The organism is Streptomyces sp. P5F9 (assembly GCF_057961495.1).
Genome location: NZ_JBXVPZ010000359.1, coordinates 1 through 10,245, shown reverse-complemented (window position 1 = coordinate 10,245; position 10,245 = coordinate 1). Strand labels below are relative to the sequence as shown.

At 69.8% G+C, this 10,245-nt stretch carries 11 protein-coding genes and 1 pseudogene; 6 read left to right on the top strand and 6 right to left on the bottom strand.

Annotated features, from left to right (window positions below):
• A partial coding sequence (locus AC31A1_RS38155) for a hypothetical protein (RefSeq protein ID WP_489657679.1) occupies window positions 1–1,336 on the top strand: 1,336 nt, incomplete at its 5' end.
• A gap of 104 nt (window positions 1,337–1,440) precedes the next feature.
• Here AC31A1_RS38155 and AC31A1_RS38150 read toward each other — a convergent pair.
• Window positions 1,441–1,797, bottom strand: coding sequence for a HesB/IscA family protein (locus AC31A1_RS38150; protein WP_489657678.1), 357 nt, complete (start codon window positions 1,795–1,797; stop codon window positions 1,441–1,443).
• 295 nt (window positions 1,798–2,092) lie between these two features.
• Between AC31A1_RS38150 and nadA the strand changes: the two genes are divergently transcribed.
• Window positions 2,093–3,277 (top strand): quinolinate synthase NadA, encoded by a 1,185-nt coding sequence (gene nadA / locus AC31A1_RS38145; RefSeq protein ID WP_489657677.1) that lies wholly within the window; start codon window positions 2,093–2,095, stop codon window positions 3,275–3,277.
• A gap of 10 nt (window positions 3,278–3,287) precedes the next feature.
• Here nadA and AC31A1_RS38140 read toward each other — a convergent pair whose 3' ends face one another.
• From AC31A1_RS38140 to AC31A1_RS38125, 4 genes are all read right to left on the bottom strand, one after another.
• Window positions 3,288–3,974: a response regulator gene (locus tag AC31A1_RS38140; RefSeq protein ID WP_489657676.1), complete on the bottom strand. Its 687-nt coding sequence runs from the start codon at window positions 3,972–3,974 to the stop codon at window positions 3,288–3,290.
• Window positions 3,971–5,218, bottom strand: coding sequence for a sensor histidine kinase (locus tag AC31A1_RS38135; protein ID WP_329248102.1), 1,248 nt, complete (start codon window positions 5,216–5,218; stop codon window positions 3,971–3,973). The genes AC31A1_RS38140 and AC31A1_RS38135 overlap by 4 nt, the downstream gene beginning before the upstream one ends.
• A 144-nt stretch (window positions 5,219–5,362) precedes the next feature.
• The gene (pspAA, locus tag AC31A1_RS38130) at window positions 5,363–5,641 is read right to left on the bottom strand and encodes a PspA-associated protein PspAA (protein ID WP_489657675.1); all 279 of its coding nucleotides are present in this window, start codon (window positions 5,639–5,641) and stop codon (window positions 5,363–5,365) included.
• A 22-nt stretch (window positions 5,642–5,663) separates the two neighbouring features.
• Window positions 5,664–6,461, bottom strand: coding sequence for a PspA/IM30 family protein (locus AC31A1_RS38125; protein ID WP_489657674.1), 798 nt, complete (start codon window positions 6,459–6,461; stop codon window positions 5,664–5,666).
• 178 nt (window positions 6,462–6,639) lie between these two features.
• Between AC31A1_RS38125 and AC31A1_RS38120 the strand changes: the two genes are divergently transcribed.
• The 3 genes from AC31A1_RS38120 to AC31A1_RS38110 all read left to right on the top strand — a co-directional run bounded on the left by AC31A1_RS38120 (window position 6,640) and on the right by AC31A1_RS38110 (window position 9,305).
• Window positions 6,640–7,341: a DUF3043 domain-containing protein gene (locus AC31A1_RS38120; RefSeq protein ID WP_489657673.1), complete on the top strand. Its 702-nt coding sequence runs from the start codon at window positions 6,640–6,642 to the stop codon at window positions 7,339–7,341.
• Between the two features lie 83 nt (window positions 7,342–7,424).
• The gene (locus AC31A1_RS38115) at window positions 7,425–8,126 is read left to right on the top strand and encodes a class I SAM-dependent methyltransferase (RefSeq protein ID WP_489657672.1); all 702 of its coding nucleotides are present in this window, start codon (window positions 7,425–7,427) and stop codon (window positions 8,124–8,126) included.
• Window positions 8,127–8,204: 78 nt separating this feature from the next.
• The gene (locus AC31A1_RS38110; RefSeq protein WP_489657671.1) at window positions 8,205–9,305 is read left to right on the top strand and encodes a S1C family serine protease; all 1,101 of its coding nucleotides are present in this window, start codon (window positions 8,205–8,207) and stop codon (window positions 9,303–9,305) included.
• A 71-nt stretch (window positions 9,306–9,376) separates the two neighbouring features.
• Here AC31A1_RS38110 and AC31A1_RS38105 read toward each other — a convergent pair whose 3' ends face one another.
• Window positions 9,377–9,589, bottom strand: a complete 213-nt coding sequence (locus AC31A1_RS38105) for a hypothetical protein (RefSeq protein WP_033284163.1) — start codon at window positions 9,587–9,589, stop codon at window positions 9,377–9,379.
• Window positions 9,590–9,794: 205 nt separating this feature from the next.
• Between AC31A1_RS38105 and AC31A1_RS38100 the strand changes: the two are divergent.
• A pseudogene (locus AC31A1_RS38100) lies at window positions 9,795–10,245 on the top strand (bifunctional adenosylcobinamide kinase/adenosylcobinamide-phosphate guanylyltransferase); the annotation flags it as partial.

The following is a 10,245-nucleotide window of genomic DNA, read 5'->3' as shown; positions in this document are numbered from 1 at the left end:
CGGGGGTTCGGGGGAAGGTACGGGGTCCGCGGCGTCCGGTGCGGACGGGACTCCGCCGCCGCTCGCGCTCGACGGGTATGCGTCGGGTGGTACGAGTGGGATCGCGTCCGGGGAGCCGAATCCGTACGGGGAGACGTACCGGGCCGCGGGGAGTCTGCCCGACGGGCCGGACTCCGCCGCCGTCTACGCGCCGGAGGGTGAGGTCGGCAAGGACGCGGTGAGCCGGCTCGCGAAGGCGCTCGGGGTCACGGGGGCGCCGGTCGCCGAGGGACAGCTCTGGAAGGTGGGCGGGCAGGACGGTACCGGGCCGAGTCTGCAGGTGAACAAGGCGGCGCCGGGCATGTGGACGTTCAACCGCTACGCACCCGGCACCGACGACTGCACCGGCGGCACCCTCAAGTGCACGCACGATCCCGGCACTTCGGCCACCGACCCGGTGAGCGCGGACGTGGCGAAGAAGGCCGCCGCCCCGATCCTCAAGGCCGTCGGCCAGGACGACGCGAAGGTCGACGCGAGCCAACTCATGGGCGCGCAGCGGGTCGTGAACGCCGAGCCGGTGATCGGTGGGCTGCCGACGCACGGGTGGACCACCGGGCTGACCGTCAGCGCCCAGGGTGAAGTGGTCGGCGGGAGCGGTGAGTTGGCAGCGCCCATGAAGGGTGACGTCTATCCCGTGCTGAGCGCGCGGAAGACGCTGGACCTGATGAACGCGGCGCCGAAGACCGACCACCGCATGGGCATCGGCGGCTGCGCCAGCCCCGTACCGCTGAAGGACCGGCTGGAGGCGCCCTGCGGGTCGTCTACCGCCTCATCCGCTACGCCGACGCAGGCCTCGACCACCGTCGAGCACGCGGTGTTCGGGCTCGCCGTGCACTCCGTGGACGGGCGGCAGACGCTGGTGCCGTCCTGGCTGTTCGAGGCGCGGGAGGCGAGCGGGCAGGACAGTTTCACCGTGACGTACCCGGCGATCGACCCGAAGTATCTGACCTCGGCCAACACGCCTGCCCCTACGCCGAGTTCGACGTCCAGCGCGGCGTCGCACGAGATCAAGGCGGACGGCTACACGACCGACGGGAAGAGCCTCACCGTGGCCTTCACCGGCGGGGTCTGCGCCGATTACAAGGTGTCGGCCGTGGAGAGTTCGGACAAGGTGACGGTCACCGTGACCGACACGCCCTGGCCGAACAAGATCTGCGTCCTGATCGCCAAGGTCTACCACCAGACCGTGCAGTTGAAGGCGCCGGTCGGTGACAGGTCCGTCGTGGGACCGGACGGCACGAAGATCCCCGTGGAGAAGAGGGTCGAGGTGGGGGCAGGACCCTCACTGGCCCGGTAGCCACGACCGCACGGGCGGCGGAAACGCCCGAAGGCGGCGGCCCTGTCGGAGGGGGCCGCCGCCTTCGTTCTGCTCAGTCGCCCTCTGTGGGGCTGGAGCCGGGCTTAGCTGAACGAGTCGCCGCAGGCGCAGGAGCCCGTGGCGTTCGGGTTGTCGATCGTGAAGCCCTGCTTCTCGATGGTGTCGACGAAGTCGATGGAGGCGCCGCCCAGGTACGGGGCGCTCATGCGGTCGGTGACGACCTTGACACCGCCGAAGTCCTTGACGACGTCGCCGTCCAGGGAGCGCTCGTCGAAGAAGAGCTGGTAACGCAGGCCGGAGCAGCCGCCGGGCTGGACGGCGACACGCAGGGCCAGATCCTCACGGCCTTCCTGGTCGAGCAGGGCCTTGACCTTCGCCGAGGCGGCGTCGGACAGAAGGATGCCGTCGGTGACGGTGCTGGTCTCGTCCGATACGGACATCTACATCTCTCCCGGGTTGTACGGAGACTGCTTGCCGACATTTCAACCGGCGTGGCCGCGGATTCATTCCGGGCCGGGTGGCGTTCTTTTCGCCTGTATCTCTTCTGCTCTCACTTCCATGCTCGCACACACCCGCAAGGCCCCTCACTGGACGCTGCCGGGATTGATGTCACATCGACGCTATGGGCATCGTCAAACTGACGTGAAGAAGTTATGATAGATAACGTCAATTCGACGAAAAGGGCCGTCCTCCCAACGGGCCGGCCCAGCCCGCAGAACAGAAAGGGTGCGTGTCGTGACCACGGCCCAGACCCAGGAACTCGACGTTCAGCCGACGCCCCTCGCCCTGCTCCTCCTCGGCCGTGAGGCCGACCCGAGCAGCGAGCGCGGCGTCGAGTGCCCCGGTGACCTGCCCTCGCCGTCCGACCCGGACCTGGTCGAGCGGGCCCGCGCGGCCAAGGAGAAGCTCGGCGACAAGGTCTTCGTGCTCGGCCATCACTACCAGCGCGACGAGGTCATCCAGTTCGCCGATGTCACGGGCGACTCCTTCAAGCTGGCCCGGGACGCGGCCGCGCGCCCGGAGGCCGAGTACATCGTGTTCTGCGGTGTGCACTTCATGGCGGAGTCCGCGGACATCCTGACCGGCGACGACCAGAAGGTCGTCCTCCCCGATCTCGCGGCCGGCTGCTCGATGGCCGACATGGCCACCGCCGAGCAGGTCGCCGAGTGCTGGGACGTGCTCACCGAGGCCGGCATAGCCGAGCAGGTCGTCCCCGTGTCGTACATGAACTCGTCCGCCGACATCAAGGCGTTCACGGGCAAGCACGGCGGCACGATCTGCACCTCGTCGAACGCCGAGCGGGCCCTTGAGTGGGCCTTCGAGCAGGGTGAGAAGGTCCTGTTCCTGCCGGACCAGCACCTGGGCCGCAACACGGCCGTGCGCGACCTGGGCCTGAGCCTGGAGGACTGCGTCCTCTACAACCCGCACAAGCCCAACGGGGGCCTCACCGTTGAGCAGTTGAGGGCCGCGAAGATGATCCTGTGGCGCGGCCACTGCTCGGTGCACGGCCGCTTCTCGCTGGAGTCCGTCGAGGACGTCCGTGCCCGCATCCCCGGCGTCAACGTCCTCGTGCACCCCGAGTGCAAGCACGAGGTCGTGAGCGCGGCGGACTACGTCGGATCGACGGAGTACATCATCAAGGCACTTGAGGCGGCCCCGGCCGGTTCGAAGTGGGCCATCGGCACCGAGCTGAATCTCGTACGACGGCTCGCGAACCGTTTCGCGCCCGAGGGCAAGGAGATCGTCTTCCTCGACAAGACGGTCTGCTTCTGCTCGACGATGAACCGCATCGACCTCCCCCACCTGGTCTGGACCCTGGAGTCCCTCGCCGAGGGCAACCTGGTCAACCGCATCGAGGTGGACAAGGAGACGGAGGCGTTCGCCAAGCTGGCGCTGGAGCGGATGCTGGCGCTGCCGTAAGCCCGCTGGGTCATTCCACTCGCGGCCGGACCAGGCCCGACTCGTAGGCGATGACGACGAGTTGGGCCCGGTCGCGGGCGCCCAGTTTGGACATGGCGCGGTTGACGTGGGTCTTCACCGTCAGGGGGCTGACCTCCAGGCGTTCGGCGATCTCGTCGTTCGAGTGGCCGCCGGCGACCTGGACGAGGACCTCGCGTTCGCGGACGGTGAGGGCGTCGAGGCGTTCGGCTCGGGCCGGGTCGTGGTCGTCGTCCAGGTCGCCGCCCTGGGCGAGGAAGCGGGCGATCAGGCCCTTGGTCGCCACCGGGGAGAGCAGTGCCTCGCCGGCCGCCGCCACCCTGATCGCGCTGAGGAGTTCCTCCGGTTCCGAGCCCTTGCCGAGGAAGCCGGACGCGCCCGCGCGCAGGGACTGGACCACGTAGTCGTCGACCTCGAAGGTCGTCAGTATGACCACGCGGACGTGGGCCAGGGACGGGTCCGCGCTGATCATGCGGGTCGCGGCGAGGCCGTCCGTGCCGGGCATCCGGATGTCCATCAGCACGACGTCGGCCCGCTCCTCCTTCGCCAGCCGCACGGCCTCCGCGCCGTCCGACGCCTCCCCTACGACCTCCATGTCGGGCTCGGAGTCGACGAGTACGCGGAAGGCGCTGCGCAGCAGGGCCTGGTCGTCGGCGAGCAGGACACGGATCGTCGTCATACGGGGTCCCCCGAGGCGCGTGGGCGGGTCTTGACCGGCAGGATCGCATGCACGCGGAAGCCGCCTCCGTACCGGGGACCGGTGGTGAGGGTGCCGCGCAGGGCGGTGACGCGCTCGCGCATGCCGAGCAGGCCGTGGCCGCCGCCGGAGTCGGGGTCCTGGTCCTCGCCGGAGCCGTTGTCGAGGACGGTGACCTCCACGTTCGGGCCCACCCGGACCACACTCACCTCGGCCTTCGCCTCCGTGCCGGCGTGCTTCTGCACGTTGGTGAGGGCTTCCTGGATGACGCGGTAGGCGGCCAGGTCCACGGCGGCGGGGAGAGTCGTGCCGTTGTCCGCGCGGGCGACCTCGACCTGGAGGCCGGCGCTGCGGAAGGTGCCGGCGAGCTCTTCGAGGCGGTCGAGGCCCGGGGCCGGTTCGGTGGGGGCCTCGGGGTCGCCGGACTGGCGCAACAGGCCGACGGTGGCGCGGAGTTCGTTGAGCGCGGAGCGGCTCGCCTCACGTACGTGCGCGAGGGCCTCCTTGGCCTGGTCGGGGCGCTTGTCCATGACGTGCGCGGCGACTCCGGCCTGGACGTTGACCAGGGCGATGTGGTGCGCGACCACGTCGTGCAGGTCGCGGGCGATGCGGAGCCGTTCCTCGGCGACCCGGCGGCGGGCCTCCTCCTCGCGGGTGCGTTCGGCCCGTTCGGCGCGCTCACGGATGGCGTGCACGAATTCCTTACGGCTGCGTACGGCGTCGCCGGCGGCGGCCGCCATGCCGGTCCAGGCGAAGATGCCGAGGTTCTCCTGGGCGTACCACGGCAGGGGGCCGCCGAGCATCGCGGCGCCGGTCAGCACGGTCATCGTGAGCAGGGCGACGCGCCAGGTCGTCGAGCGGTCGGTGGTGACGGCGACGGTGAACAGGGCGACCACGGCGGACATCGCGACCGGGGCGCGGGGGTCGCTGGTGACGCTCTCGATGAGGGAGGCGGTCGCGGTGACGGCGAGCACCAGCATGGGGGCGCGGCGGCGTTTGACCAGCGCGGCGGCGCCGACCGCCATGAGGATCAGGCTGAGGGGGGCGGGGGTGCGGAGGCCCCAGCTCACGCCGTTGTCCCCGTGGGGGTCCACGAAGGAACCGGCGACCATGCAGACGAGCACCGCGGCGGCGAGGGCCGCGTCCAGGGCCGAGGGGTGCGCCTTCGCCTGGCAGCGGGCGCGGTCCAGGGTGCGGGTCCCTGCCGGGGGCGGAACGGGGGCCAACGGTACGTCTCCTTGTGAGTGACCGGTGCTGGGGTGACCCCGTACTGGAGGCTGCCGCCCCCAGACCCCCGCTTCGGCCTGAACGGCCTCGTCCTCAAACGCCGGACGGGCTGAATGGTGCCGACCGGCGTGGCGAAGAAACCGTCACCCCGGGATCAAACCGTCGTCGCTCAGCAGGTCCCGGACCTCCTCCAGGGTTGCGTCCTGGGCCGGGAGTATCAGCTCCGACGGCTCCAGGGAGTCGTCCGGCAAGGGCTCGCCCAGTTCCCGGACCTTTGCCAGGAGGGCCTGGAGGGTTTGGCGGAAGGCCGGGCCGTCGCCGTTCTGGACCTCCGTCAGGAGGGTGGTGTCCAACTTGTTCAGCTCGGTGAGGTGGCTCTCGGCCAGCCTCACCTGCCCCTCCCCCATGATCCGTACGATCATGTCGCCCTCCTCAGGCGTGGGCCTACTGCTTGTCGAAACGCGGGGTGTCCTGCGGCTGCGACGAGGACTGCGACTGGTCCTTGCCGCCTTCGATCGCCTGCTGGGAAGCAGACGAACCGCCGGCCAGCTCCGCCTTCATGCGCTGGAGTTCCAGCTCTACATCCGTACCACCGGACAGGCGTTCCAGCTCGGCCTGGATGTCGTCCTTGGCCATGCCGGTCGGGTCGTCCAGGGCGCCGGAGGCGAGGAGCTCGTCGATCGCGCCGGCGCGGGCCTGGAGCTGCTGGGTCTTGTCCTCGGCCCGCTGGATCGCCAGGCCCACGTCGCCCATCTCCTCGGAGATGCCGCTGAAGGCCTCGCCGATCCGGGTCTGTGCCTGGGCCGCCGTGTACGTGGCCTTGATGGTCTCCTTCTTCGTACGGAAGGCGTCCACCTTGGCCTGGAGGCGCTGGGCCGCGAGGGTGAGCTTCTCCTCCTCGCCCTGGAGAGTCGTGTGCTGCGTCTCCAGGTCCGTCACCTGCTGCTGGAGCGCGGCCCGGCGCGAGAGCGCCTCGCGGGCCAGGTCCTCACGGCCGAGGGCGAGCGCCTTGCGGCCCTGGTCCTCCAGCTTCGAGGACTGCGACTGCAGCTGGTTGAGCTGGAGCTCCAGACGCTTGCGGGAGGTGGCGACGTCGGCCACTCCCCGGCGCACCTTCTGAAGCAGCTCCAGCTGCTTCTGGTACGAGTAATCGAGGGTTTCGCGCGGGTCCTCGGCCCGGTCAAGGGCCTTGTTCGCCTTCGCGCGGAAGATCATCCCCATACGCTTCATGACACCGCTCATGGGCTTCGCGCGCCCCCTTCTGACGGACTCCAGCTCCAGCGACTGCAACAGAACCCACAGTACGGGCCCTGCATCCATTACCGCACTGTTCGGGGACGGATGCGCTCATCCCCAAGGACGACTGACCGCGGTCCTGATCCGGCGTAAGGAGTAGGTGCTCCCCTGGCAGGACCCGCTCATGACGTCCTTCTCTGTCCCCCTACAGACGAGCGGTGTTGCCGGATCGTTCCCCACAGGGCTGGGGTCCAACCCCATTCACCCCTTACCCTTGGGTTTTGTGTTCCGTAGCCGCGCCAAGGAAGAGAAGGCAGCGTCCACCGACAAGGTGTCGCTGACCGACTCCACAATGCCCCGAGACCCTCAGGCCCCGAAGGGTCGGCCCACGCCCAAGCGCAGTGAGTCCCAGACTCAGCGCCGCAGCGTCGCCAACACCTCGATGACGCGCAAGGACGCCTCCAAGCGTCAGCGCGACGAGCGGCGTACGCAGATGGAGAGGCAGCGCCAGGCGCTGTCCGGCCGTGGCAACGAGCGGGATCTGCCCCTCCGTGACAGGGGTCCGATCCGCAAGTTCGGGCGCGACTACATCGACTCGCGCGTCAACATCGCCGAGTTCTTCCTGCCGCTGGCCGTGGTGATCCTCGTGCTCAGCGTGGTGCAGCTCCCCGCGCTGCAGAACATCGCGCTGCTGCTGTGGCTCGTGGTGATCGTGCTGATCGTGGTCGACTCCTTCTGGAGCGTGTTCCGGCTGCGCAAGCTGCTCGCCGAGCGCTTCCCGGGCCAGAACACGAAGGGCACGGTCTGGTACTCCATGATGCGCTCCCTCCAGATGCGTCGACTCCGGCTGCCGAAGCCGCAAGTCAAGCGCGGAGAGCGGCCCTGAGCGCGGATTCCTTCTCCGGGGGCGCGGCGGACGCCTGGCTGAGCAGGCTGGGCGGGCTGCGGAATGTCGTACGACAGGAGCTGGTGGCCCGGCAGCTCGACGAGCAGATAGCCAGCCGGTATCCGGTCGGGCAGCGGTTGCGGGTGCTCGACGTCGGGATGGGCCAGGGCACGCAGGCGCTGCGGCTGGCCCGGGCCGGGCATCAGGTGACCGGGCTCGAACAGGAGCCGAAGATGGTCGCCGCGGCCCGCGACGCCCTGTCCGGTGAGCCCGAGGGCATCCGGGAGCGGGTGCGGATCATCGAGGGCGACGGCCGGGACACGGGCGTGCACTTCCTGCCGGGCAGTTTCGACGTCGTGCTCTGTCATGGCGTACTCATGTACGTGTCCGAGCCCGATCCGCTGCTCGCCGGGCTCGCGCGGATGCTGGCGCCGGGCGGGCTGCTGTCGCTGCTCGTGCGGAACGCCGACGCGCTGGCCATGCGGCCCGGGCTGTCCTGGGACTGGGCATCCACGGCGGCCGCGTTCGACTCGACCGCGTACCGCAACCGGCTCGGTGTCGACGCGCGGGCGGACCGGCTGGACACCCTGACGGCGACGCTGGCGGGGATCGGGGCGCCGCTGCAGTCCTGGTACGGCGTGCGGGTCTTCACCGACACGGCTCCGGAAGGGGCCGAGATCCCGGCGGACGTCGAGCCGCTGCTGGCCGCCGAGGAGCGGGCCGGGCGGACCGATCCATACCGGGCGGTGGCCGCGCTGCTGCATCTGTGCGGCGTGCGGGGCTGAGCACGCGCCCCTTCCCCCGGGGGCCCGTTCGGGTCAGCAGTACAAGCCGGATATTCACCCCAAAGAGACACTCGCGGTATGGACTCCTCCCGTACCCGCACTCGTATCCGTGCCCTGCGGCCGGTCGCTCTCCTCGCCGGTCTCGCCTGTTCGCTCGCGCTGGTCGCCGGATGTTCCGACTCCGGGTCCTCGTCGGCCTCCTCGAAGAAGGACGGCTCGACCACGCAGGCCGCCGAGGCCGCCGTACCGATGTCGAGTGGCGACCTGCAGAGCGACTACCTGAAGGTGATCAAGGAGGTCCTGCCGTCGGTCGTGCAGATCCAGGCCAGCAGTGATCTGGGGTCGGGGGTCGTGTACGACGACCAGGGGCACATCGTCACCAACGCGCACGTCGTCGGGGACGAGAAGACGTTCAAGGTGACCACCGCGAACAGCGAGGACGTGCTCACCGCCAGGCTCGTCTACTCCTACCCCGAGCAGGACCTGGCCGTCGTCAAGCTGGACAAGGTGCCGGACGGGCTGAAGGCGGCGACCTTCGCGGACTCCTCCAAGGTCGCGGTGGGGCAGATCGTCCTCGCCATGGGTTCGCCGCTGGGGCTGTCGTCCAGCGTGACGCAGGGCATCGTGTCGGCGACCGGACGGACCGTCAGCGAGGGCAGCACCGGCGGCGGTACGGGCGCGACCATCGCCAACATGGTGCAGACCTCGGCCGCGATCAACCCCGGCAACAGCGGGGGCGCGCTGGTGAATCTGAACGGGCAGGTCATCGGCATCCCGACCCTTGCCGCCACCGATCCCGACCTCGGGGGCAGCGCGGCGCCGGGGATCGGGTTCGCGATTCCCTCCTCGATGGTCAGGACGGTCGCCGACCAGATCGTCAAGGACGGCAAGGTCACCGACTCGGGGCGGGCGGCCCTCGGCATCACCGGACGTACGGTCGTCGACGCCAGTTATCAGGCGGCTGGGGTCGCCGTGGTCGCGGTGAAGAGCGGCGGGGCCGCGGACAAGGCCGGTATCCAGGCCGGTGACATCATCACGCGGGTCGGTGACACGGACATCACTACGATCACCTCGTTGTCGGAGGCGCTGGCGTCCGACAAGCCGGGGCAGAAGACGTCGGTGACGTACTCGCGGAACGGGGCGTCGAAGAAGGTCGACGTGACGCTGGGCGAGCAGTAGCCCGGCCCGGCTCAGGAACGGGACGGGGCGGCCGGTACTTCTCCGGCCGCCCCCATGTGGTCTACGGCGGGTTACGCGTCCTCGGCGTGCAGGCTCATCGGGCCGTAGATCTGTGTGCCGTCCTCGAAGAGGAACACCTGGTCCGCGCCGCCCGCGACGAGTTCCTTCCAGATCTCGCCGAGCCAGGACTCCGCGTCGCCCTGTGTGGTGAACTCCTCCGGCGTGACCGCGGGTTCGACCTCGGTCCCGTCGGACTTCTCGAACCGCCAGATCCATGCCGCCATGTACGCCTCCCGAGGCTTAGCGTATGCAGACCAGCAGCGTATGCGCTCCGCTGGGTTAGTTGTGATCATGTTGCGGAAGTTCGTCGTCTGCGGGCCCGGTGGGGGCTTGTCGCGCCCCGCGGCGGAGCCGCAGATGTCACAGCCCCGCGCCCCTTAGGGGGTTTCGGCCGCGCGTGTCTATCAGTGACCGGTGAAAATCGAACCTGTGGAACTCACTCTGCTCGGTACCGGTGCCCCCGCGGGGCTCCCCCGCCTCGACTGTCCCTGTGCTGCCTGTGCCGTTTCGCTCGGGGTGGATGCTCGGGCCGCTACCGCCGTGCTCGTGGACGGGACGCTGTTGCTCGATCTGACGCCGGGGGCCGCCTTTGCCGCTGCTCGGGCCGGGCATTCGCTCGGTGGGGTGCGGCAGGTGTTGTTGTCGCATCCGCATGACGGGCCGGCGGTGGAGGTGCCCGCGGGGCTGCCGCAGCCGGGGCGGGTGCCGGACGGGCGGGAGCTGGCGTTGTTGACGGGGCATCGGGTGCGGGCGGTGGCGATGGACGGGCCCGGTACCGGGTACGCCGTCACCGGACCCGACGGGCAGCGGGTGCTGTATCTGCCGCCGGGGGGTGCGCCGGCCGGGCTTGAGGAGGGGGCCTTTCCGTCGTACGACATGG

Bases quoted from the DNA above. Each gene is read 5' to 3' on its own strand.
- AC31A1_RS38150 (WP_489657678.1), bottom strand. From the start codon at position 1,797: ATGTCCGTATCGGACGAGACCAGCACCGTCACCGACGGCATCCTTCTG.
- AC31A1_RS38140 (WP_489657676.1), bottom strand. From the start codon at position 3,974: ATGACGACGATCCGTGTCCTGCTCGCCGACGACCAGGCCCTGCTGCGC.
- pspAA (WP_489657675.1), bottom strand. From the start codon at position 5,641: ATGATCGTACGGATCATGGGGGAGGGGCAGGTGAGGCTGGCCGAGAGC.
- AC31A1_RS38125 (WP_489657674.1), bottom strand. From the start codon at position 6,461: ATGAGCGGTGTCATGAAGCGTATGGGGATGATCTTCCGCGCGAAGGCG.
- AC31A1_RS38120 (WP_489657673.1), top strand. From the start codon at position 6,640: ATGACGTCCTTCTCTGTCCCCCTACAGACGAGCGGTGTTGCCGGATCG.
- AC31A1_RS38110 (WP_489657671.1), top strand. From the start codon at position 8,205: ATGGACTCCTCCCGTACCCGCACTCGTATCCGTGCCCTGCGGCCGGTC.
- AC31A1_RS38105 (WP_033284163.1), bottom strand. From the start codon at position 9,589: ATGGCGGCATGGATCTGGCGGTTCGAGAAGTCCGACGGGACCGAGGTC.